The organism is Phenylobacterium sp., assembly GCF_036821595.1.
Classification (GTDB): Bacteria; Pseudomonadota; Alphaproteobacteria; order Caulobacterales; family Caulobacteraceae; genus Phenylobacterium.
This window is the reverse complement of the sequence record NZ_DAISJG010000038.1, coordinates 1-20,727: the sequence shown is the minus strand read 5'-3', so window position 1 is coordinate 20,727 and position 20,727 is coordinate 1. Positions and strand designations below refer to the sequence as shown.

Below are 20,727 nucleotides of genomic sequence, written 5' to 3'. Positions count from 1 at the left end.
GGGAGAAGGCGCTGCCCGGGTGTCACGCCTCCCGGTCCGCCCGGATCGTCCCCGGGTTCACCGCCTGGCGCTCGCCGTCGAGCACGGGCGCGATCGGCTCGGGCTGCGGGTGGCTGCCCGGATCGTTCACGCCGTGCGCCCAGCCCTTGATGAAGAAGCTCAGCACGATGAAGGCGACGCCGATCCCCATGCCCCACAGGCCGAGCATGTTGAACACCGTCAGCGAGGACTGCAGCGCGGCCGCCGGGTCGGTCACCTGGCCGCCCACGGTGTGGGTGCCGGCGAGGCCGGCGATCCAGCCGCCCACGTACTGCGCCACCGAGGACGACAGGAACCAAACGGCCATCATGAAGGAGACCACCTTGGCCAGGGACAGCTTGGTGATCTCCGACAGGCCCACCGGCGACAGGAACAGCTCGCCGGTCGTGTGGAACAGGTAGAGCAGCGCCAGGAACACCATCGGCAGGCGGTACTGCTCGTCGGCGAACCCGGCGCCCCAGACCACGACCATGAAGCCGAGACCGACCTGGATCAGGCCCAGGCCGAACTTCAGGGTCGGGTTCGGGTCGCGCCCGCGCGCGGCGAGCCAGGCCCAGGCCGCCGCGAAGATCGGCGCGAAGATCAGGATGTAGCCGGCGTTGAACGACTGGGTCTGGGCCGCGGTGACCCCCACCAGGTTCACGTTGCGCGCGGCGAACAGGTTGAGCGAGGTGCCGGCCTGTTCGAACAGGGTGAAGAACACCACCGCCCCCAGGATCAGCACGACCGCCAGCATCATCCGCTGGCGCTCCACCCAGGTCTTGCAGACCACGGCGATGATGTAGGCGATCGCCAGGAACGACAGGACGGTGGACAGGCCCAGCGCCATGCCGACCACGGCGTTGCGCTGCACCAGCAGCCACACCGGCAGCACGCCGGCGATGGACAGGCCGTAGATCAGCCACTCGCGGCTGACCGGCCCGGCCAGCGGCTTCTTCAGCAGCTCCGGGTTCGGCGGCTCGCCCTTGCCCAGGAGGTGCTTCTTGCCGAGCACGAAGACCACGAAGCCGGCCAGCATGCCGATGCCGGCCAGGCCGAAGCCCGCCCACCAGCCGTAGGTGGCGCCGAGCAGGCCGCAGAGCACCGAGGCCCAGAAGGCCCCGAGGTTGATGCCGTAGTAGTAGAGGGTGAAGCCGGAATCCCGGCGCGGGTCGCCCTGTGGATAGAGCTGTCCGACGATCGCCGAGATGTTGGGCTTGAGGAAGCCGACCCCCATGATGATCAGGGCGACCGCCAGGTAGAAGGCGTTCTTGCCCAGCGGATCCACCGTGTTCTGCAGTTCGAAGGAGCCCTCCGGCAGCACGGCCGGCAGCGGCCCGCCGGCCGGCAGGCCCTTGACCTCGAGGCCGCCGGCTTCGGCCGGGCCGAACGCATAGGGCTGGCCGCCGACCATCAGGCGCACCTGGCGCTCCTCCATCCGGCCTTCCGCGACGACCTCGTAGCTCTGGCCGGCGTAGGTCAGGGTCTGCCGCGCGGGCGAGCCCTCGACCGCCATGGTCAGGTGCCCGGCCACCAGCAGCAGGGCGCCGAACGCCACCGCCTTGCGGGTGCCGAGGTAGCGGTCGGCCAGGATGCCCCCCAGCAGCGGCAGCAGGTACACCAGCGAGGTGTAGGAGCCGTACTGGGCGTTGGCCGTGGCGTCGTCGAACAGCAGGTGCTGCGTCAGGTAGAAGATCAGGATCGAGCGCATGCCGTAGTAGGAGAAGCGCTCCCACATCTCGGCGAAGAACAGGACCATCAGGCCCCGGGGGTGGTTGCGCATCATCTGCAGCAGCACCGGTATGCCGGTGATGAGCGTGATCCCGATGCCGAGCAGCACGATGAGATTCATGTAGGCGTCCGTTTTCCCTATGGCTTCCAAGGCCTGGGACGTGTTTGGCCCCGGGCGCGCCGATTTGCGGGGAGAAAATCACGCGTCCTCCCCAAGCACAAGCAAGAGGGCGCCTCCTCGCAGAAGCGTGCCTTTACCTCGCCTGGACCCCGGCGCAACCCTCGGGCGTTGAGCCTGACGAGGAGGACCCCACGCCATGCTGACCCCCGGCCCCGACCATCCGATCACCGTCGAGCCCGCGAAGAAGCGCTGGCGCGCCTACTTCGCCGGCCATGTGATCGCCGACACCAACGACGCCCTGATCCTGCGCGAGGCCGACTATCCGCCGGTCGTCTATTTCCCGCGCGAGGACGTCGCCATGGAGTACATGAGCCGCACCGACCGCCGGACCCACTGCCCCTACAAGGGGGACGCGGCCTACTACACGATCCTGATGGACGGGAAGTTCGCCGAGAACGCCGTCTGGACCTACGAGGACGCCGCCGCGCCGGTCGGCCAGATCGGCCAGCGGCTGGCCTTCTACACCGACCAGGTGGAGGTCTACGAGGTGGACGACGCCGCCGTGAACCCGCGCCACGTGTCCGAGGTGCGCGAGGGCCACGAGGTCGACGTGGACGAGATCGTCCAGCACACCGACGCCGGCGACGGCCGCTCGCAGCGCGAGCACTGGCAGCCGAACGTCGAGACCCCCGGCGCCGAGGAGGGCGGGCTGCGCTAGCGGCCCGCCGGCCGAGGCCCGCCGCGGGCTAGTAGGCGAAGGCCTCGAAGACCTTGCCGGCGTCACCCTGCCAGGGGCCGTTGTAGAGTTCCAGCAGGCGCTCGGCGGGGGTGACGCCGCTCTCGGCGATGTCGATCAGTTCGCCCAGGTAGCCGCTCTCGTCCACCAGGCCGCCCGACAGGCGGTTGCGGCGCTTCAGGCCCTCCCGGGCGATGGCCAGCATGTCCTTAGCCACGTCCTGCACCGTGCGCCCGGCGACCTCGGCCTTCAGGCCCAGGCGGGCCACGTCGGCGCGCAGGCGCTCGTGGTCGAGGGTCTCCCAGTCCTTGCAGAGGTCCCAGGCCGCCGCCAGCGAGGCCGAGTCGTAGAGCACGCCCATCCACAGCGCCGGCAGGGCGCACAGCCGGCTCCACGGCCCGGAGTCGGCTCCGCGCATCTCCAGGTACTGCTTCAGCCGCACCTCGGGGAAGATGGTGGTGGTGTGGTCGGCCCAGTCCTTCAGCGTCGGCTTCTCGCCCGGCAGCTCCGGCAGCCTGCCGGCCATGAAGTCGCGGAACGAGCGGCCGGCGACGTCGACGTACTTGCCGTCCCGCTTGACGAAGTACATCGGCACGTCGAGCGCATAGTTGGCGTAGGTCTCGAAGCCGAAGCCGTCCTCGAACACGAAGTCGAGCATGCCGGTGCGGTCGGGGTCGGTGTCGGTCCAGACGTTCGCCCGCGCCGACAGCAGGCCCGTGGGCTTGCCTTCCTTGAAGGGCGAGTTGGCGAACAGGGCGGTGGCGATCGGCTGCAGGGCGAGGCTGGTGCGGAACTTCGCGACCATGTCGGCTTCCGAGCCGAAGTCGAGGTTCGCCTGCACCGTGCAGGTGCGGAACATCATGTCGAGGCCGAGCCCGCCGACCTTGGGCATGTACTCGCGCATGATCTTGTAGCGGCCCTTGGGCATCACCGGGACCTGCTCGCGGGTCCAGACCGGCGTGAAGCCCAGGCCCAGGAAGCCCAGGCCCAGCTCGTCGGCGACGACCTTCACCTCCTGCAGATGGCCGCCGGTCTCCTCGCAGATGTCGTGGATCGTCTCCAGCGGCGCGCCGGAGAGCTCGAACTGGCCGCCGGGCTCCAGGCTGACGTTGGCCATGCCGCGCTCCAGCGCGATCACGTTCTCGCCCTCGTACACCGGCTTCCAGCCGTAGCGGGTCAGGCCCTCCAGCAGCGCCTTGATGCCGTTCGGCTCGTAGGGAACCGGGGCATGCGTCCCGAGCTGGAACACGAACTTCTCGTGCTCGGCGCCCACGCGCCAGTCGCTGGCGGGCTTGGCGCCCTTCTCGAACCACCGGACCAGGTCCTCGAACACGAGGGGCCGGTCGTCGCAGGCGACCTCTGCCATCGGAATTCCCTCCCCAGCCCAACCTATGGATCGCGTGGGCGAGGTCCCGCGCGGCCGCAATCTTTACGCCGTCAGGTCACATGGGTGCAATTGTCGCGCCGCTCAAGAGCGCCAGTCGCCGAGCGTCGCCTGCCACAGGGTGAGCGCCGAGATCGCCGCGGTGTCGGCCCGCAGGATCCGCGGCCCGAGGCTCGCCGGCGTGGCGTAGGAAAGGCCCCGCAGCCGCTCGCGCTCCCTGGGAGAGAAGCCGCCCTCCGGCCCGACCAGCACCGCCCAGGCCCCCGGCGCCTGGCCGGCCAGGGCGTCGGCCACCGGCTTCGCATCCCCCGCCTCGTCGCAGAACAGCAGCCGGCGACCCGCCTCCCAGCCCTCGATCAGCGTCTCCAGCTTCACCGGCTCGCAGACCTCCGGCACGTCCAGCCGCCCGGTCTGTTCGGCGGCCTCGGTGGCGATCGCCCGCAGCCGCTCGACCCGGGTGTGGTCGGCGTTGGTCCGCTCGGTGATCACGGGCCGGATGCGCCGCACGCCCAACTCCGCCGCCTTCTCGACGATGGTCTCCAGCGGCCCGCGCTTGACCAGCGCGACGAGGAGATCGAGGTCCGGGACCTCGCCCTGCGGCCGCGCCGGGTCGATGATCTGCAGGACCACGGCGCGCTTGCCCACCTGGGCGACCAGCGCCCGCCACTCGCCGTGGCGGCCGTTGAACACCCGCAGTTCGTCGCCGGCCCTGGCGCGCATCACCGACGCCAGGTAGCGGCTCTGCCCCTCGTCCAGGCTAAGCTCCGCGCCGGGGGCGAGATCATTGGGAATGAACAGCCGGATCATCCGGCCGTTCTAGCGCCCACCAACGGATCGGGAAGAGCGCATGGCCAGGGACGACGACTACGACCGCGAAGTGGAGGCCCTGCAGGTCGCCCTCGTGCGGTTCCAGCAGTACGCCATAGAGGCCGGCGAGAAGGATCTGGTGATCTTCGAGGGCCGCGACGCCGCCGGCAAGGACGGGGCGATCAAGCGGGTGGTCGAGCACCTGTCGATCCGCTCGACGCGCGTCGTGGCCCTGCCCAAGCCCACCGACCGCGAGCGCACCCAGTGGTACTTCCAGCGCTACACGCCCCACCTGCCGGCGGCCGGCGAAATCGTGATCTTCAACCGCTCCTGGTACAACCGCGCCGGCGTCGAGCGGGTCATGGGCTTCGCCAGCCCCGAGGAGCAGGAGGCCTTCCTGCGCGACGTGGTCCCCTTCGAGGGCATGCTCACCGGCGAGGGCGTGCAGATCGTCAAGCTGTGGCTCGACATCTCCCGCCAGGAGCAGGCGAAGCGCCTGCAGGCCCGCACCACCGACCCGCTGAAGGCGCTCAAGGTCAGTCCCCTCGACGCCGTCGCCCAGGAGAAGTGGGACGCCTACACCGCCGCCCGGGACGAGATGCTCCGCCGCACCCACAGCCCCGAGGCGCCCTGGATCATCGTCCACACCGACAGGAAGAAGCAGGCGCGGCTGAACATCATGCGCCACCTCCTGAAGGTGCTGGCGCCGCCGGAGATCGCCGGCGCGGTGGCCGATCCCGACCCGAAGGTGCTGTTCGAGTTCGATCCGGCGGCCCTCACGGACGGCCGGCTCGAACGCTAGGTCAACCTGGCCAAAATCCGCAAACGTTCCGCGCCCGCCGAGGGGAAGGGCCTCGCCGTTAACCATCTGTTTACGGCGCTTGTTCCGACTTTGTTCGACCGCTATCGTGCGGCGGATCACCTAGCCGGCGGGGACGGGCGGCCTTGAAGAGAGACACCCTGACCGCGGGCGAGGCCCGCCGCATCGCGCTCGCCGCCCAGGGCTTCGCCACGCCCCGGCCGGCCGAGCCGGGCAGGCGCCATCTCCTGAAGACCATCGAGCGCCTGGGCGTGGTCCAGATCGATTCCGTCAACGTGGTCTCGCGCACCCACTACCTGCCGGCCTTCTCGCGGCTGGGCGCCTATCCGCGGCCGCTGCTGGAGGAGCTGGCCTGGGCGAAAAAGCGGCCGCTGTTCGAGTACTGGGCGCACGAGGCGTCCCTCCTGCCGCTCGCGGCCCACCCGCTGCTGCGCTGGCGCATGCGCGACGCCCACGACGGCGTCGGCACCTGGAAGGGCATCGCCCGCTTCCTGCGCGAACGGCGCGACTTCGTGGACAAGGTGTTGGCGGAGATCGCCGCCCGCGGCCCCCTCTCCGCCTCGGAACTCGAGCTCGGCCACAAGGGCCAGGGCGGCTGGTGGGGCTGGAGCGAGGCCAAGCGGGCCGTCGAGAGCCTGTTCTGGACCGGAGAGCTCACCACTGCCACCCGGCGCGGGACCTTCGAGCGGGTCTACGGCCTGCCGGAGAAGGTGATCCCGGCGAAGGTCCTGGACCTGCCCACCCCGCCCCGCGACGAGGCCCAGCGCCAGCTGGTCATGACCGCCGCCCGGGCCCTGGGCGTCGCCACCGAGCGGGACCTGCGCGACTACTTCCGGCTCTCCGTCGCGGAGGCGAAGGCCCGTATCGCCGAGCTGGTCGAGGCCGGGGCGCTGACGCCCGTGACGGTGAAGGGCTGGCGCGAGCCGGCCTATCTCGACCCCGCCGCCCGCCGGCCGCGCCGGGTCGAGGCCCACGCCCTGCTCTCCCCCTTCGACAACCTGATCTGGTTCCGCGAGCGCACCGAGCGGATGTTCGGCGTCCGCTACCGGATCGAGATCTACACCCCGGCCGACAAGCGCCAGCACGGCTACTACGTCCTGCCGTTCCTGGAGGGCGACGCGCTCACCGCCCGGGTCGACCTGAAGGCCGACCGCAAGGCCGGGACCCTGCTCGTCCAGGCCAGCCACGCCGAGCCCTGGGCCACGGGGGAAGACCCCCGAGCGCCTCGCCGCGGAGCTCCGGCTCATGGCCGGCTGGCTCGGCCTCGAGTCCGTCCACGTCCGCCCGAAGGGCGACCTGGCCAGGGCGCTGGCGGACGCGGTCTAGCGCGCCTCTCCCGCCGGACGCGGGAGAGGGAGCGACGCGCCCTACCCTACCCCACCCCCTCCGTCACGGCGTGCAGCCGCGCGTAGGCGCCGCCGCGGCGGACCAGTTCGGCGTGGCGGCCCTCCTCGACGATGCGGCCGTTCTCGAACACCAGGATCCGGTCCGCCCCGCGGATGGTCGACAGGCGGTGGGCGATGACGATGGTCGTCCGCCCCACCATCAGCTCCTCCATCGCCGCCTGGACCTGCCGCTCGGTCTCCACGTCCAGCGAGGAGGTGGCCTCGTCCAGCACCAGGATCGGCGCGTCGGCCAGGAAGGCCCGGGCGATGGCCACCCGCTGCCGCTCGCCGCCCGACAGCTTGACGCCGCGCTCGCCCACCAGGGTGTCGTAGCCCTTCGGCAGCCGGGCGATGAACTCGTGGGCCCGCGCCCGCCTGGCGGCCAGCACGATCTCGTCCTGCGTGGCCCCCGGTCGCGCATAGCTGATGTTCTCGGCGATCGTGCGGTGGAACAGCGCCGGGTCCTGCGGCACCACGGCGATGGCGCGCCGCAGCGACCCCTGGGTCACCGCCGCCACGTCCTGGCCGTCGATCAGGATCCGCCCGCCCTCCAGGTCGTAGAGCCGCTGGACCAGCTTCACGAAGGTGGACTTGCCGGCCCCCGTCGCCCCAACCAGCGCCACCCGCTCGCCCGGCGCGATGGCCAGCGAGAAGCCGTCGTAGAGCGGGGTCTCCGCCGACTTGTAGCGGAAGGTCACCCGGTCGAAGACGATCTGCCCCAGCTGCGGCCGGAAGGGGCGGGCGCCCGCCGCGTCCAGCACCTGCGGCGCCATCCGGGCGTACCGGGCCACGTCCTCCACGTCGTCCAGGCCGCGCTGGGCCATGCGGATGTTCTCGCCGATGTTGCGCAGGTAGCCGGTCATCAGCATGAAGGCGGTGATCGCGAAGGCGAGGTCCCCGGTCCCGGCCCGGCCGCGCGTCCACTCCCAGACCAGGATGCCGGTCAGCCCCGCCTGCAGGGCCACCAGCAGCAGGTTGTGCAGCAGCCACAGGTCGGTGAACCGGTTCCAGCTGCGGATCGTCGCCCGGCGCCACATCTCGGTGACCTCGGCGATCCGGCCCTCCTCCCGCGGCTCGGCGCCGAAGGACTTCACCGTGGCGTTGGAGGAGATCGAATCCGCCAGCGCCCCGCCGATCCGCGAGTCCAGCGCCACGGAGCGCTGGTTGGACGGCCGCGCGTAGATCGAGGTCAGCACGATGTTGGAGGCGATGTAGAGCGCCACCACGGCGAGGGCGAACAGCCCCACCGGCGGCCAGCGCAGCAGCATCATCCCGCACAGGCCCACCAGCACCACGATCGCCGGGCCGAACCAGATCAGCGCCGCGTCGGTCACCGTGTCGTAGCCCCACATGGCGCGGCTCAGCCGCCGCACCGTCGCCCCGGCGAAGGTGTCGGCGTGCCAGTCGGCCGAGAACGACTGCACCCGCCGGAAGGCGTCGTCGGTCATGTCCTTCATGTTGTTGGCCGACATGGGGATGAGGAACCGCATGGCGGTGTTCCGGATCACCGAGAAGGCCAGGTAGACGCCCACGAACAGCGCCCAGGCCCGCCAGGCGGGGTCCGGGTCCGACGGCCCGGCCGCCACGGCGTCCACCAGCCGCCCCGCCGCCCAGGGCAGCGCCAGGTCGAAGCCGATGGCGATCAGCGTCAGGCCCACGGCGCCTGCGAGCAGCCAGGCGCGCCGTCGCCAGTAGCCGGAGATGAAGCCCAGAACCTGGCGATTGGAGAGGAGCCGCTTGCGGTTCTCCTCCTCGTCCTCGTAGTGGTCGGTCATGACGAACGGTCTCGAACGGGGCGCCGGCGGGGCCGCGTCCGTCGACGGACGGGCGGCGCGCGCGGCCGGCGCGGATGGACGGAAATGGACGGATCGGGGACCGCAGACCCCGGAGGACCACGGGCGCGAGGACGCTCTCCGCGCGGACGGCCGCTTACGGCGTCAGGCGGAGGATCCCGGTGGAGTTAGCGCGGCGGCGGCCCGGCGCGCCGCAGGCGGGCGGAAGGTGAGAACACGGTCGGTTTCATCGTCCCTCCTCGTCGGCGGCTGCAGAGGCCGCGGAAGCTAGGCGTGGTTAACGGGAGGGTCAAGCCGCCCGCAGAACATCGGTCGCTGCGCGGCTTTTCGGCCACACAGGAGCCGGATTGAGAGAGCGACCCCGTCGCCCTAAGAAGCCCCATGACCTCCGCCGCGCCCCTGCCCGACGCCGCGCCCTCCAACTGGGTGGACCGGTTCGCGCCCGCCGCGCTCCGGCCGTGGCTGAAGCTCGGGCGGTTCGACCGCCCGACGGGCATCTGGCTCCTGATGCTGCCCGGCTGGCAGGGGATCGCGCTCGCCGCCGCCGAGCAGGGCCTGCGGCCGGACCTGCGGCTGCTCGTCCTGTTCCTCGTGGGCGCGGCGCTGATGCGGGCGGCCGGCTGCGCCTACAACGACATCGTCGACCGCGACTTCGACGCCCAGGTGGCCCGCACAGCCGGCCGCCCGATCCCCTCGGGCCAGATCAGCGTCACCCAGGCCTGGGGCTTCACGGCCGGCTGCTGCCTCGTGTCGCTGGCCATCCTGCTCACCTTCCCGCCGGCGGCGATCGCGCTCGGCGTCGGCTCCCTCCTGCTCGTCGCCGCCTATCCGTTCATGAAGCGGATCACCTGGTGGCCGCAGGCCTGGCTCGGCCTGACCTTCAACTGGGGCGCGCTCCTGGGCTACGCGGCGGCCACCGGCGAGCTCGGCCTGCCCGCCCTGCTGCTCTACGCCGGCGGCCTGTTCTGGACGCTGGGCTACGACACCATCTACGCGATCCAGGACCTGGAGGACGACGCGCTGGCCGGCGTGAAGTCCTCGGCCCGCCGGCTGGGCGCGTCGGCGCCCCGCGCCGTCCTCGGCTTCTACCTCGCGGCCGTGGCCCTAGCGCTCGCCGCGGGCTGGGCCGCCGGGCTCGGCTGGGGATTCTACGCGCTCACCGTCCTCTACGCCTTCCGCCTCGTGCGGCAGGCCCTGAAGGTGAAGGTGGACCACCCGGTCCTAGCCCTGCGCCTGTTCAAGGCCAATACCCACGCCGGCCTGATCCTCTTCGCGGCCCTGGTGGCGGGCGGCTTCGGCGCAGCCCTGCTCTGACGCGCCCTCAGGCCGCCCCGGCCTCGGCCAGCGCCGGGCGGCGCAGCGGCAGGCGCAGGTGGAAGGTGCTGCCCCGGCCGGGCGTGCTTTCCACCGTGATCGCCCCGCCCATCATGCTCGTCAGGCTCCGGCAGATGGTCAGGCCGAGGCCCGCGCCACCGGCCCGACGGGTCGCCCCGCCGTCGCCCTGGACGAAGCTCTCGAACAGCCTCGGCAGCTCGTGTGCGGCGATGCCGGGCCCGGTGTCGGTCACCGCCAGCTCCAACCCGCCGTCCGCCGCGGTCGCCGCGCGCACCGTCACCTCGCCGGCCTCGGTGAACTTCAGCGCATTGGCCGTCAGGTGGAACAGCACCTGCCGCACCCGCTCGCCGTCGCCCAGCCAGTCGCCGCGGGCGCCGGGGGCCACGTCCACCACCAGCGGCACCCCACCCGGCGAGGCGGCCCGCGCCGCCAGAGCCGCCTCGGCGATCATCGCCTCGAGGTCGAAGGGTTCGCGGGTCAGCCGCATGCCGCCGCTTTCGATCGCCGAGAGATCCAGGATGTCGCTCAGCACCGAGAGCAGCGCCCGCCCGGAACTGTGGATCATCTCGATGCGGGCCCGCTGCGGGGGCGTGAGCTCGTCCAGCATCAGGATCTGGGCCATCCCCAGGACCCCGTTCAGCGGCGTGCGCAGCTCGTGGCTCATATTGGCCAGGATCTGCGACTTCAGGGCGTTGGCCTGCTCGGCCGCGTCCCGCGCCGCCGTCGCCTCGGCCAGCGCGCCCTTCAGGCTCGCGTCATAGGTCTCCAGCGCCTGCTGCAGGCGGTTGAAGTTGCGTGTCAGCTGGCCGACCTCGTCGGCCCGGCGCACGGGGACGCGGGCGGTGAAGTCGCGCGAGGCGGCCGCCGTCTCGATCGCCGCGTTCAGCCCCCGTAGCGGCGCCAGCGAGCGCCGCGCCAGCCGCTGGGCCAGCAGGCCCGCGCCGGCCGCGCCGGCGGCGGAGAGCGCGAGCGCGATGAGGATGTTGCGCCAGCGCACCGCGACGATCTCGTCGTCGTCCACGACTAGGGCCACCTCGCCCACCCGCCGGCCGCCGACGAAGTGCGGTGCGCGCACCTCGACCCCAGGCGCGCGGAAGTCGTGCCGGGGGGCCACCACGCCCGTCGGACGCAGCCCCCGGTGCTCGGCGGCGTCGGGGCCCAGGTCGAGCCGCCGGCCGTCGGCGTGGAAATAGGTGGCGGCCTTCACCGCCGGCGCCCCGCGCAGCAGGGCCGCGGCGTGGGCCGCCGCCGAGCCGTCCCCTTCCTCGAGGCCGCGATGCGCCACGCTGGCCACCGCGTGGCCCAGGGTCACCGCGTTGGCGGCCAGGTCCTGGCGGTCCTTCGCCCAGTTGCTCCACTGGTAGAGGCTGAAGGTCGTGAGGAGGGCGGCCGCGGCCGCGCCCAGGGCGGCCGCGACGAAGCGCGCCTCCAGGCTCGCCCGTCCGGCGCTCGGGCGATAGCGCCGCCAGCCCGGGACGCGCACCGCTTCGATCGAGACCATGCCCCTCTCCTGTCGCGGCGACCATCCGCCGCCCAGCCTTAAGATTGCCCAAACGATGTTCGGCAATCTTCCAGTCTCATCAGATGGTTAGCCTGCTCATCATGCGACCCTGGGGCCGGCCGCCTGCGGCTGTTCTCGCCTCCCCTTAGGACGTACAATGCGGCCATGCCCGTGGCCGCCCGCGTCGACCCGAAGGTCTATTTCTCGCCGCCCGAGTGGAATCCGCTCGCGCGCCGCTCGCCCTGGAAGGGGCTGGCGCTGGTGGCCCACGCCTGGGCGGTCATCGGCCTCGCCATGGCCATGGCGGTCGTCTGGCCGCTCACCATTCCCCTGGCCATCGCCATCATCGGCGCCCGGCAGCTCGGCCTCGCCATCCTGATGCACGACGCCGCCCACGCCGCCCTGCACCCGAACCTCAAGGTCAACGACTGGGTGGGGAACAACCTGACCACCGGCGACCTGAAGGCCTACCGGCCCTATCACCTGCAGCATCACAAGTTCGCCCAGCAGGCCGAGGACCCGGACCTGGTCCTCTCCGCCCCCTTCCCGATCACCCGCACCTCGCTGCGCCGGAAGATCCTCCGGGATCTGACCGGCCGGACCTACTACAAACTCAAGTGGTCGGGGCTGGTGAACCGGATCCGCGAGCGCAGGCCCGGCGAGCCGCTGTGGCCGATCCTGAAGGACGCCGTGGTCCGCCGCCGCCGGTTCTTCACGGGAATGGTGGTCACCATTGCGCTGACCGCGCCGTTCGGCCTGTGGTGGGTGTGGCCGGTGCTGTGGCTGGTCCCGCAGGCCACCTGGCTGCCGATGGTCACCCGGCTGCGCAACATCGCCGAGCACGCCTGCGTGGCCAAGGACGAGCCCGACCCCCTGCGCCACGCCCGCACCACCCACGCCAACTGGCTGGAGCGGGCCTTCATCGCGCCCTACTGGGTCAACTACCACTGCGAGCACCACATGTTCATGCATGTGCCCTGCTACAACCTGTCCAAGGCGCACCGCATCCTGAGGAAGACCGGCGCCCTCGACCGCATGCTCACCGCCCCGGGCTACCTCTCCGTCCTCAAGCTCGCCACCAGCCGTCGCGAGGCGAAGGCGGCCTGAGGCCCGCTGCGCGTGGGGTAGAACCACGAAATACACGGACCTACGCGCCCCAGGCGCGTGATGCGTCCCACGGCCTCGCCGGCCCTGCCCGTGGGGTCCGTGTATTCCGCGGTTCTCCCCTGTTCGTGTGGTTCGTGTGGTTCGTGGACCTCTATAAGGCCGAATGATCGCCCCCACGCCCGAGGCCCGCCGCGCCTTCATCCTCGACAACACGCGCCGCCAGCACCCGCCGCACACGCCCGAGCTCGTCCTGCACCTGGCCGACGAGATCACCCCCATCTGGCGGCTCACCGAGGAGGCGCTGGAGGAGATGGGCCTGCCGCCGCCGTTCTGGGCCTTCGCCTGGGCCGGCGGCCAGGCGCTGGCGCGCTACGTGCTCGACCATCCGCAGGTCGTCGCCGGCAAGCGGGTGATCGACTTCGCCTCCGGCTCCGGCCTCGTCGGGATCGCCGCCCTGAAGGCCGGGGCGGCCTCCGTGCTCTGCGCCGACATCGACGCCTACTGCGGCGCGGCGCTGGCGCTCAACGCCGACGCCAACGGCGTCGCCTGCGACTACACCGACCAGGACCTGCTGGACGCGCCCCCGCCCGCCTGGGCCGGGGTCATCCTGGCCGGAGACATCTGCTACGAGAAGCCGCTGGCCGAGCGCGTCCTGGCCTGGCTGGCCGCGGCCCGCGCGGCCGGCGCCGTCGTCCTGATCGGCGACCCCGGCCGCAGCTACTTCCCCCGCCAGGGGCTCGACAAGCTCGCCGAATACCAGGTCCCCACCACCCGCGAGCTGGAGGACCTGGAGGTCAAGAAGACCGCCGTCTGGGCGATGCCCTAGCCGATCGGATAGGCGCGCACGGCCTTCAGCTTCCAGGCCCCGTCCTCGCGCACCGAGATCGAGACGTTGTTGAACCGGCGCACGAGCTTCCAGGTCCCGTCCGGCTGGCGGGCCTCCACGCGCACCGCCACGTCGCTGAGCGCCAGGTCGGCCCCCAGCATGTCCAGGTTCCGGATGTCGCTCACGTGGCGCATCACGCCTTCCCGGGCGCCGAACGAGCGCGCGTAGTAGGCCTGCACGGCCGCCCGGCCGCGCTGGACCTGGCCGTCCGAGGCCCCCACCAGCATGTCGGCGTCGCGGGCGTAGTGGCCGGCCATGGCGGCCGGGTCCCTGGCGTTCCAGGCGGTGTCGGCCGCGGCGCCGAGCGCGCGCAGGGCGGCCTCGTCGGCGGCGGACGGCGGGGCGGCGTGGGCCGCGGTCGTGAGGGCGCAGGCGGCGAGGCCGGCGGCAAGCAGGGTCTTCAGCATCTTCGGTCGTCTCCGGACGCCGGATCCTCGTCCGGCCGCCGCGCTCCTGGCCGCGACGACGCGTGTTCCGCAACGCCGCCTTCGCCGGATCGCGGACGGTTTCGCGAACGCCAGTCGCGAAACCCCGGAAACCTCAGTCGGCCTCGGCGATCAGGCCGGCCTGCCGCACCGCCAGGCTGAAGGTGCGGCTGACCGGCGCCCGGATCCCGCCCGCCAGGACCAGCACATGCCGGTCGCCCTGCCGCTCCGCCCGCTCCACCGCGCCCTTGGCCACCCACCAGGAGCGGTGCGTCTGCACGCCCGCCTCGCCCAGTTCGCGGACCGCGTCGGAGAACCTGTGGTGGATCAGCGCCTGGCCGGTCTCGGTGTGGACGCGCAGGTAGTGGTCCTCGGCGGTAAGCGCGAGGATCGCGCCGCCCACGCCCGGCGGCAGCGCGCCCCGGAAGCTCGCGACGGTCACCGGCGCCGGCTTCGGCCGCCGGTCCCGCCGCGCCAGAACGAGGGGCAGGTAGAAGCCGACCGCGATCAGCGCCACGCTCCAGTAGGTCTCGAAGAGCGAGCGCGGGGTCAGCACCCCTCCCACCCTGAGCAGCCCCTCGGCCCAGGCCACCTCGAAGGTGGTCGGCAGGGCGCCCAGCAGGCCCGCCGCGATCGCCTGCAGCCAGTCGGGCCGCCCGGCCCAGCCCGGCGCGCGCCGTAGCGCCGCGGCGACCGCTTCGGTCTGCAGCCACATCAGGCCGGTGAGACCGATCCAGTAGGCGTAGCGCTCGGCGGGGCTGAAGTCCGCACCGGTGCCGAACGGCCCCAGCACGGCCAGGCCCGCGCCCACGGCCACCGCGGCCGCGGCCGAGCCCAGCCCGCGCCGCACGGCGCCGTCGGTCAGTCCCCCTCGCATCGCGGGGAGCGTAGCCGCGGGCCCGGTCCGCGCCAATCGGGCCGGCGCCGCTTCCCAAACGCGCGGCCCTGGACTAGAACATTACCGGAACAACGGGAGCCGCGGCGATGCGCGAGGACGGCAAGATCGACTATGTGGAATTCCCCGCCGGAGACCTCGTCCCGCTGAAGCGGTTCTACGGCGAGGCCTTCGGCTGGACCTTCACCGACTACGGCCCGGCCTACGCCGCCATGAACGAGGGCCTCGACGGCGGCTTCAACGCCGACGCCGCCGACCAGGTGAAGGCCCCGCTGGTCATCCTCTACGCCCACGACCTCGAGGCCATGGAGGCGAAGGTCCGCGCCGCCGGCGGCGCGATCACCCGCCCGATCTTCGACTTCCCCGGCGGCCGCCGCTTCCACTTCCGCGACCCCGCCGGCAACGAACTCGCCGTCTGGAGCGAGGGGTAGGAGGCCCTCCTACTTCGCCCGCCTCAGGTGGGTGTCGAGGAAGCGGAGGTACGCCTCCGACGCCGTGACCCGGTTCTCTCGGCGCTGGAAGCCGTGGCCCTCGTCGGGGAAGACGATGTACTCGACGGGCACGCCGTTGGCCTTCACCGCCGCCACCAGCTCGTCGCTCTCCACCTGCAGCACCCGCGGGTCGTTCTTGCCCTGCACCACCAGCAGCGGCTTCCTGATGTTCTTGGCGTGGAACAGCGGCGAGATGGCGCGCAGCCGCTCGGCGTCGGTCTTCGGATCGCCCAGCTCGTCGTAGAGGGCGTCGCGGGCCTCGCCCCACCACGGCGGGATCGATTCCAGGGTCCGCACCCAGTTGGTCACGCCGAAGATGTTGATGCCGACGTCGAAGGCGTCCGGCTCGAAGGCCAGCGCCGCGGCGGTCATGTAGCCGCCGTAGGAGCCGCCCACCACCGCCACCCGGTCGTCGGCGACCCAGTCGAGCGATTTCAGCCAGTGCCCGGCGGCGGTGACGTCCTTCAGGTCCACGTCGCCGTGCTTCTTGTCGTCCAGGTGGTAGAATGTCTTGCCGTAGCCCGACGAGCCGCGGTTGTTGATCGCGTAGACCGCGTAGCCCTTGTTCGCCAGGTTCTGGAGGTCGGCCGAATAGCCCCGCCGGCTCTGGCCGCCCGGCCCGCCGTGCACCCAGACGATGGCGTGGGCGGGCCGGGCCGCGCTGGCGCCCTTCGGCCGGTAGAGGATGCCGGGGATCTCCAGCCCGTCGTAGCTCCTGAACCGCGCGACCGAAGCCTCCACGAGGTCGCTCTCGGTGATCTGCGGGTTCAGCGCCTTGGTCAGCCGCCGCGCCTGGCCGGTGGCCACGTCGGCGACGAAGATGTCCGCCGGGGAGGTGTCGGAGGCGACGGTGAAGGCGAGCTTCGTCTCGTCCCGGCTGAACCGCGCGGAGTTGAGGTCGCCGGCCGGCACCCCGGTCAGCTTCAGGCGCCGGTTCGCGGACAGGTCGTGGAGGTTCAGCACCGTCGAGGCGTCGGCGTTGATGTAGTCGGCGCGGTAGCGGCCGCTGGGCGAGAACTTCAGGTTCGCCACGTCCCACGCCTCGGCCACCAGCGGCGTCTTGGCCCCGCTCGCCAGGTCGTAGCGCCAGGCCTGGGCGAACTCGCCCGGCTCGTCGGTGGAATAGATCAACGCCTGGCCGTCCGGCGTGAACTCGAACACCCCGAACGCCACCGCCCCCTGGTGCGGCGTGATCAGCTTCGGCTCGGGCGTCGGCTGGGAGAGGTCGGCCAGGAAGATGTCACTGTTGGCGCTCGTCCGCTCCTTGACCAGCGCCAGCCACCGCCCGTCGTCCGACAGGTCGGCGACGGAGAGCCCCGAATTGCGGAACACCATCCGCCGTTCGTAGGTCGCCGCTTCATAGGCGTAGAGGTCGAAGGTCTGCGGGTCGCGCTCGTTGGTGGCCACGTAGAAGGCCTGTCCGTCCTTCCGCCAGCCGGCGAACTGCGCCTTCAGCTTGTCGCCCGGCGTCAGGTCGCGCACCTGGCCGTCCGTTCCGCGCACATAGATGTGGTTCAGCTCGTTGCCGCCCTGGTCGGCGCTGAACAGGATCCGGTCGTCGCCCGGGAACCAGGAGATGGCGAAGGTCGCATCCTTGGTGGAGCTGGTCAGCGCCTGCGGCGTCCCGCCGGCCGCCGGCAGCACATAGGCGTTGAACACGCCCGTGGCGTCGCCGGAGATCAGCAGCCGCTGGCCGTCGGCCGAGAAGGCGTGGCCGTCCTGCGGCGGCAGCTGGTAGCGGGTCGTCTCGAAGAAGGCCCGGGTGGGATAGACCTTCGCCGCCTGCCCCTGAGCCTGAGCCACCGCCGCCGGCGCGCCCGCGCCCAGCGCCAGCAACACCGCCGCCGCAATCCCCAGATGCCGCATCACACGCCCTTCCCCGAAAACCAGGGACGGACCTTACGCGGACGATCGACCGTGGCAAGCCGGCCCGCTCACAGCCGCTCGCCGGGCCGTCCGCTCGCCTGCTTCAGCCAGTCGGCGAACTGCGCCTCGTCGATCGCCTCGTCCTCGTGGATGTCGAGGTAGCGTACGTCCGGGTGCTTCGAGCCGCCCGGCGGCAGGGGCGTGAGCTTGGCCCCATTCAGGAACGTCACCTTCACGTAGCGGGTGAAGCAGTGGAAGCTCAGGAACCACCCCGCATCCCCCGGCGCGCCGTAGAACGGCGAGTTCCACTTCACCGCCTTGCGCACCCCGGGCACGGTCCGGGCGACCAGCGCGTCGAGCCTGCGCCCCACGTCCGCCTTCCAGCCCGGCATGGCCGCGATATAGGCCTGCACCGGCCCGTCGCCCTCGCCCTTGGGGATCTGCGGATTGCCGCCGGAGAGCAGGACCGGCCCGTCGCCCGGCGGCCTGGAGGTCGTCTTCGCCATGCGCTCACCCCGCTCGCGTCAGTCCAGGCCCGCCAGCACCTCTTCCAGCGCGCCGAGGAACCTGGGCCAGCCGGCCGTGGCCCCACGATAGGCCAGCTGCTGGTCCGGCCGGAAGCCGGTCTGCTCCATGCGCAGCCGCGTGCCCCCGCCCACGGGCGTCAGGGTCCAGGTGACGACGCTCTCCAGCCCCTTGCCCGCCCAGGTGTAGGCCAGCGTCCGGTTCGGCTCGATCTCCAGCACCTGGCCGTCCACCCCGCCCCATTCGGCGTCCATGTGGAAGGCGGCGCCGACCTCGGCCCTGAAGTCGCTCTTCATCAGCCAGGCCTCGATCAGGTGCGGCTGGGTCAGCGCCCGCCAGACCTTCTCGGGCGGATGGGCGAGCTCGCGCTCGACGACGACGGTGAGGGTCTCGGCCTGGGTCGTGCTCATCGCCTGGCTCCCCTGGCGGCGTTCAGCGCCACGGCGGCGCGCACGAGGGCCTTCAGCGCCGCCTCGTCGATCGGCTCGCCCTCGCGAATGTCGATGGCCCGGCGGGTGTTGCCCTCCAGGCTGGAATTGAACAGGCCGGCAGGGTCCGGCAGCGAGGCCCCCTTGGCGAAGGTCATCTTGACCACGGCCTTGTAGGTCTCGCCGGTGCAGAGGATGCCGCCGTGCGACCAGACCGGCACGCCTCGCCACTTCCATTCCTCGACCACCTCCGGCTCGGCCTCGTGGATCAGGGCCCGGAGCCTCGCCAGGGTCTCGCCTCGCCAGTCGCCGAGCTCGGCGATCCGCGCGTCGATCAGCCGGGACGGCGCCTCGGCCGCGTCGGTTGCGCTCATTGGTCCATCCTCCTCAGCAAGTCCTCGAGGTCGTCGAGGCGCGCTTCCCAGAAGCCGGTCATCTCGCTCGTCCAGTCGGCCAGCGGGGCCAGGGCGCCGGGCCGGGCGCTGTAGTGGGTCTGCCGCCCCGCCTGGCGGTCGGCCACCAGCCCCGCCTGCTTCAGAACACCCAGGTGCTTGGAGACCGCGGGCTGGGACACCCCTGCCTGCGCCGTCAGCGCGCCCACGGTCTGCTCGCCCTCCCGGCACAGCCTCTCGAACAGCGCCCGCCGCGTGGGATCGGCGAGCGTCCGGAACAGCAGGTCGCGGGGATCGGACGCGGCTTGAACTTGCGGCAAGATTCATAACCCTCTGGCTATGTAATGACGTATAACCCTGCGGCTATGGGTCGTCCAGCCCCAGCTTGCCCGCTTGACACTGACCGCCGGTCAGTAACTAATGACTCCCGGTCATTAGGAAGCGCCCGATGCCGAAGCCACAGCGTCGCCGCCTCGCCCCCGAGGCCCGCAAACGCGAGATCGTCGAGGCCGCCGAACGCCTGCTGCAGGCCCACGGCTACCGGGTCCGGGTGGAGGACGTGGTCCGCGAGGCCGGCGTCGCCAAGGGCACCTTCTTCCTCTACTTCCCGAGCTGGGACGACCTCCTGGAGCTGCTCCGCGACCGGCTGGTGGCCGAGTTCGACACCCTGCATCCCCTGCCGACCGAGGTGGACGGTCCGGTCGACTGGCCGGCCGTCATCGACGCCCAGGCCGAAGCCTTCATCGACTTCGCCGCCGCCCGCGCCGGCATCGGCCAGGCCCTGTTCCACTCCGACTTCGCCGAGCGCCGGCCGCTCGCCGACCATGCCGTCGTGCGCCTCGCGGCCATTGTCCGCGCGGGGCAGGAGGCGCGGGCCTTCGGCGCGGTCGATCCCGAGCCCACCGCGCGCCTGCTCTACGCTGCCATCGATGAGGCCGCCCATGCCGTCGCCGCCGGCGCCGACCGCGGCGCCATCGTGGCCGCCCTGCAGACCCTGCTCCGCCGCACCCTCGCGCCCTGACCGGCGCTCATCCGGGAGGATCCCGACATGACCGAGACCCCGAGGACGGACCCCGTCGTGAACGTCCGCTACATGGTCGCCGACGTGGCGGCCGCGGCCGACTGGTACGTCGCGCACTTCCGCTTCGAGCGCCTGCCCAACGTCTCGCCGGCCTTCGCCGCGGTCCAGCGCGGCCCCCTGCGCCTGCTGCTCAGCGGCCGCGGCAGCTCCGCCGGCCGCCCCATGCCGGACGGCGCCCTCCCCGAGCCGGGCGGCTGGAACCGCTTCCAGGTGATCGTGGACGACATCGCCGCCGAGGTGGCCCGCCTCCGCGAGGCGGGCGTCGGCTTCCGCAACGAGATCGTGGTCGGCCCCGGGGGCTCGCAGATCCTCGCGGAGGATCCCTCCGGCAACCTCGTCGAGCTCTTCCAGCCCGCCGCCTGGGGGTAGGGCAGCGATAGCCCTCCTCCTCGATGGAGGAGGGGGCGCGATCTCGGCGAGAATCGGCTTGGCCCTAGTCCCGCAGCGACGCGGGCACCCGGCCGCCGTTCTCCGCCAGCTTGCGCCAGACCGCCTTCTGCAGGGCGATGTTCTGCTCGGCGCTGCCGTGCTCGCCGGCGCTCACGCCGAGTTCCTCCGCCAGCTCCTTGCGGGCCGAGAGGCTGGAATCGAGGTCGAGCAGCTTCAGCAGGTCGACGATCGAGGTGCGCCAGTTGCCGCCGCCGCCCTTCTCCGCCGCCATTCCGGCCAGCACCGCCTCCACGTCCACCGGCTGGGCGGGCTGGGCCGGCGCCGGCGCGGGCTGGGCCGGCGCGGCCGGCTTGGGCGCCGCCGCCTGGGCCTGGGGCGCCGCCTGGGCCTGCGGCTTGGCGGCCGGCTTGCGGTTGAAGATCTTCGACATGATCGAACCGAACAGGCTCATGGCGTTCTCCGTGGTGGCAGGCCCCGCTAACGAACGCCGGCCTCCTCGGTTGCCGCCTGGCGCGCGGGTGTCCCCCTTCCTCCTCCGTCCCGGCAGCGATGGGGGGAAGGGGACCGCAGGCCGGGGCCCGGCGGGCCGAACAGCGGGTGGTAGAGGGGG

The 20,727-nt window shown here is 71.9% G+C and carries 22 protein-coding genes; 9 read left to right on the top strand and 13 right to left on the bottom strand.

Annotated features, from left to right (window positions below):
• Window positions 1-22 precede the first annotated feature (22 nt).
• Window positions 23-1,870: a peptide MFS transporter gene (locus V7Z97_RS14750; RefSeq protein ID WP_334164197.1), complete on the bottom strand. Its 1,848-nt coding sequence runs from the start codon at window positions 1,868-1,870 to the stop codon at window positions 23-25.
• 196 nt (window positions 1,871-2,066) lie between these two features.
• On the opposite strand from V7Z97_RS14750, the gene V7Z97_RS14745 reads away from it, so the two are divergent.
• Entirely contained in the window at window positions 2,067-2,588 is a 522-nt protein-coding gene (locus V7Z97_RS14745; protein ID WP_334164196.1) for a DUF427 domain-containing protein, read from the top strand.
• A gap of 28 nt (window positions 2,589-2,616) precedes the next feature.
• On the opposite strand, the gene V7Z97_RS14740 is transcribed toward V7Z97_RS14745, so the two are convergent.
• Complete coding sequence (locus tag V7Z97_RS14740; protein ID WP_334164195.1) at window positions 2,617-3,972, bottom strand: glutamate--cysteine ligase; 1,356 nt, start codon at window positions 3,970-3,972, stop codon at window positions 2,617-2,619.
• Between the two features lie 102 nt (window positions 3,973-4,074).
• Window positions 4,075-4,797 carry a 16S rRNA (uracil(1498)-N(3))-methyltransferase gene (locus V7Z97_RS14735; RefSeq protein ID WP_334164194.1) on the bottom strand — a complete coding sequence of 241 codons (723 nt, stop codon included), beginning with the start codon at window positions 4,795-4,797 and terminating at the stop codon, window positions 4,075-4,077.
• 40 nt (window positions 4,798-4,837) lie between these two features.
• On the opposite strand from V7Z97_RS14735, the gene ppk2 reads away from it, so the two are divergent.
• Window positions 4,838-5,599 (top strand): polyphosphate kinase 2, encoded by a 762-nt coding sequence (gene ppk2 / locus V7Z97_RS14730; RefSeq protein ID WP_334164193.1) that lies wholly within the window; start codon window positions 4,838-4,840, stop codon window positions 5,597-5,599.
• A gap of 143 nt (window positions 5,600-5,742) precedes the next feature.
• Window positions 5,743-7,029 (top strand): winged helix-turn-helix domain-containing protein, encoded by a 1,287-nt coding sequence (locus V7Z97_RS14725; protein WP_334164192.1) that lies wholly within the window; start codon window positions 5,743-5,745, stop codon window positions 7,027-7,029.
• On the opposite strand, the gene V7Z97_RS14720 is transcribed toward V7Z97_RS14725, so the two are convergent.
• Window positions 6,990-8,777, bottom strand: a complete 1,788-nt coding sequence (locus tag V7Z97_RS14720; protein ID WP_334164191.1) for an ABC transporter ATP-binding protein — start codon at window positions 8,775-8,777, stop codon at window positions 6,990-6,992. The genes V7Z97_RS14725 and V7Z97_RS14720 overlap by 40 nt on opposite strands.
• 399 nt (window positions 8,778-9,176) lie before the next feature.
• Here V7Z97_RS14720 and ubiA point away from each other — a divergent pair, with 399 nt between their 5' ends.
• On the top strand, window positions 9,177-10,109 hold the full coding sequence (gene ubiA / locus V7Z97_RS14715) for a 4-hydroxybenzoate octaprenyltransferase (RefSeq protein ID WP_334164190.1): 933 nt from the start codon (window positions 9,177-9,179) through the stop codon (window positions 10,107-10,109).
• A gap of 7 nt (window positions 10,110-10,116) precedes the next feature.
• On the opposite strand, the gene V7Z97_RS14710 is transcribed toward ubiA, so the two are convergent.
• Entirely contained in the window at window positions 10,117-11,631 is a 1,515-nt protein-coding gene (locus V7Z97_RS14710) for a sensor histidine kinase (protein ID WP_334164189.1), read from the bottom strand.
• Window positions 11,632-11,796: 165 nt separating this feature from the next.
• Between V7Z97_RS14710 and V7Z97_RS14705 the strand changes: the two genes are divergently transcribed.
• Together V7Z97_RS14705 and V7Z97_RS14700 are read left to right on the top strand one after the other, a co-directional pair.
• Window positions 11,797-12,738, top strand: coding sequence for a fatty acid desaturase family protein (locus V7Z97_RS14705; protein ID WP_334164188.1), 942 nt, complete (start codon window positions 11,797-11,799; stop codon window positions 12,736-12,738).
• Between the two features lie 163 nt (window positions 12,739-12,901).
• Window positions 12,902-13,564, top strand: coding sequence for a class I SAM-dependent methyltransferase (locus tag V7Z97_RS14700; protein WP_334164187.1), 663 nt, complete (start codon window positions 12,902-12,904; stop codon window positions 13,562-13,564).
• Here the strand turns inward: V7Z97_RS14700 and V7Z97_RS14695 are convergent.
• Window positions 13,561-14,031 carry a YybH family protein gene (locus tag V7Z97_RS14695; protein WP_334164186.1) on the bottom strand — a complete coding sequence of 157 codons (471 nt, stop codon included), beginning with the start codon at window positions 14,029-14,031 and terminating at the stop codon, window positions 13,561-13,563. The two genes, V7Z97_RS14700 and V7Z97_RS14695, sit on opposite strands and share 4 nt — an antisense overlap.
• A 133-nt stretch (window positions 14,032-14,164) precedes the next feature.
• Window positions 14,165-14,926, bottom strand: a complete 762-nt coding sequence (locus V7Z97_RS14690; RefSeq protein ID WP_334164185.1) for a LytTR family DNA-binding domain-containing protein — start codon at window positions 14,924-14,926, stop codon at window positions 14,165-14,167.
• Window positions 14,927-15,033: 107 nt separating this feature from the next.
• Here V7Z97_RS14690 and V7Z97_RS14685 point away from each other — a divergent pair, with 107 nt between their 5' ends.
• Window positions 15,034-15,375, top strand: a complete 342-nt coding sequence (locus V7Z97_RS14685; RefSeq protein WP_334164184.1) for a VOC family protein — start codon at window positions 15,034-15,036, stop codon at window positions 15,373-15,375.
• A 9-nt stretch (window positions 15,376-15,384) separates the two neighbouring features.
• Here the strand turns inward: V7Z97_RS14685 and V7Z97_RS14680 are convergent, their stop codons facing one another.
• From V7Z97_RS14680 to V7Z97_RS14660, 5 genes are all read right to left on the bottom strand, one after another.
• A complete protein-coding gene (locus V7Z97_RS14680; RefSeq protein WP_334164183.1) occupies window positions 15,385-17,301 on the bottom strand; it encodes a S9 family peptidase in 1,917 nt (638 codons plus the stop codon).
• 68 nt (window positions 17,302-17,369) lie between these two features.
• Window positions 17,370-17,807 (bottom strand): DUF1801 domain-containing protein, encoded by a 438-nt coding sequence (locus V7Z97_RS14675; RefSeq protein WP_334164182.1) that lies wholly within the window; start codon window positions 17,805-17,807, stop codon window positions 17,370-17,372.
• Window positions 17,808-17,825: 18 nt separating this feature from the next.
• The gene (locus tag V7Z97_RS14670) at window positions 17,826-18,236 is read right to left on the bottom strand and encodes an SRPBCC family protein (RefSeq protein WP_334164181.1); all 411 of its coding nucleotides are present in this window, start codon (window positions 18,234-18,236) and stop codon (window positions 17,826-17,828) included.
• Entirely contained in the window at window positions 18,233-18,628 is a 396-nt protein-coding gene (locus V7Z97_RS14665; RefSeq protein WP_334164180.1) for a DUF1801 domain-containing protein, read from the bottom strand. The genes V7Z97_RS14670 and V7Z97_RS14665 overlap by 4 nt, the downstream gene beginning before the upstream one ends.
• The gene (locus V7Z97_RS14660) at window positions 18,625-18,966 is read right to left on the bottom strand and encodes an ArsR/SmtB family transcription factor (RefSeq protein ID WP_334164179.1); all 342 of its coding nucleotides are present in this window, start codon (window positions 18,964-18,966) and stop codon (window positions 18,625-18,627) included. The genes V7Z97_RS14665 and V7Z97_RS14660 overlap by 4 nt, the downstream gene beginning before the upstream one ends.
• A gap of 128 nt (window positions 18,967-19,094) precedes the next feature.
• Between V7Z97_RS14660 and V7Z97_RS14655 the strand changes: the two genes are divergently transcribed.
• Together V7Z97_RS14655 and V7Z97_RS14650 are read left to right on the top strand one after the other, a co-directional pair.
• Complete coding sequence (locus V7Z97_RS14655) at window positions 19,095-19,667, top strand: TetR/AcrR family transcriptional regulator (protein WP_334164178.1); 573 nt, start codon at window positions 19,095-19,097, stop codon at window positions 19,665-19,667.
• Between the two features lie 27 nt (window positions 19,668-19,694).
• On the top strand, window positions 19,695-20,096 hold the full coding sequence (locus tag V7Z97_RS14650) for a VOC family protein (RefSeq protein ID WP_334164177.1): 402 nt from the start codon (window positions 19,695-19,697) through the stop codon (window positions 20,094-20,096).
• 64 nt (window positions 20,097-20,160) lie between these two features.
• Here the strand turns inward: V7Z97_RS14650 and V7Z97_RS14645 are convergent, their stop codons facing one another.
• Complete coding sequence (locus V7Z97_RS14645) at window positions 20,161-20,568, bottom strand: DUF3597 family protein (RefSeq protein WP_334164176.1); 408 nt, start codon at window positions 20,566-20,568, stop codon at window positions 20,161-20,163.
• Between the last annotated feature and the right edge of the window lie 159 nt (window positions 20,569-20,727).

Bases quoted from the DNA above. Each gene is read 5' to 3' on its own strand.
- V7Z97_RS14655 (WP_334164178.1), top strand. From the start codon at position 19,095: ATGCCGAAGCCACAGCGTCGCCGCCTCGCCCCCGAGGCCCGCAAACGC.
- ubiA (WP_334164190.1), top strand. From the start codon at position 9,177: ATGACCTCCGCCGCGCCCCTGCCCGACGCCGCGCCCTCCAACTGGGTG.
- V7Z97_RS14740 (WP_334164195.1), bottom strand. From the start codon at position 3,972: ATGGCAGAGGTCGCCTGCGACGACCGGCCCCTCGTGTTCGAGGACCTG.
- V7Z97_RS14690 (WP_334164185.1), bottom strand. From the start codon at position 14,926: ATGCGAGGGGGACTGACCGACGGCGCCGTGCGGCGCGGGCTGGGCTCG.
- ppk2 (WP_334164193.1), top strand. From the start codon at position 4,838: ATGGCCAGGGACGACGACTACGACCGCGAAGTGGAGGCCCTGCAGGTC.
- V7Z97_RS14710 (WP_334164189.1), bottom strand. From the start codon at position 11,631: ATGGTCTCGATCGAAGCGGTGCGCGTCCCGGGCTGGCGGCGCTATCGC.
- V7Z97_RS14695 (WP_334164186.1), bottom strand. From the start codon at position 14,031: ATGCTGAAGACCCTGCTTGCCGCCGGCCTCGCCGCCTGCGCCCTCACG.
- V7Z97_RS14700 (WP_334164187.1), top strand. From the start codon at position 12,902: ATGATCGCCCCCACGCCCGAGGCCCGCCGCGCCTTCATCCTCGACAAC.
- V7Z97_RS14750 (WP_334164197.1), bottom strand. From the start codon at position 1,870: ATGAATCTCATCGTGCTGCTCGGCATCGGGATCACGCTCATCACCGGC.
- V7Z97_RS14665 (WP_334164180.1), bottom strand. From the start codon at position 18,628: ATGAGCGCAACCGACGCGGCCGAGGCGCCGTCCCGGCTGATCGACGCG.
- V7Z97_RS14705 (WP_334164188.1), top strand. From the start codon at position 11,797: ATGCCCGTGGCCGCCCGCGTCGACCCGAAGGTCTATTTCTCGCCGCCC.
- V7Z97_RS14685 (WP_334164184.1), top strand. From the start codon at position 15,034: ATGCGCGAGGACGGCAAGATCGACTATGTGGAATTCCCCGCCGGAGAC.
- V7Z97_RS14680 (WP_334164183.1), bottom strand. From the start codon at position 17,301: ATGCGGCATCTGGGGATTGCGGCGGCGGTGTTGCTGGCGCTGGGCGCG.
- V7Z97_RS14675 (WP_334164182.1), bottom strand. From the start codon at position 17,807: ATGGCGAAGACGACCTCCAGGCCGCCGGGCGACGGGCCGGTCCTGCTC.
- V7Z97_RS14735 (WP_334164194.1), bottom strand. From the start codon at position 4,797: ATGATCCGGCTGTTCATTCCCAATGATCTCGCCCCCGGCGCGGAGCTT.
- V7Z97_RS14645 (WP_334164176.1), bottom strand. From the start codon at position 20,568: ATGAGCCTGTTCGGTTCGATCATGTCGAAGATCTTCAACCGCAAGCCG.
- V7Z97_RS14720 (WP_334164191.1), bottom strand. From the start codon at position 8,777: ATGACCGACCACTACGAGGACGAGGAGGAGAACCGCAAGCGGCTCCTC.
- V7Z97_RS14650 (WP_334164177.1), top strand. From the start codon at position 19,695: ATGACCGAGACCCCGAGGACGGACCCCGTCGTGAACGTCCGCTACATG.
- V7Z97_RS14670 (WP_334164181.1), bottom strand. From the start codon at position 18,236: ATGAGCACGACCCAGGCCGAGACCCTCACCGTCGTCGTCGAGCGCGAG.
- V7Z97_RS14745 (WP_334164196.1), top strand. From the start codon at position 2,067: ATGCTGACCCCCGGCCCCGACCATCCGATCACCGTCGAGCCCGCGAAG.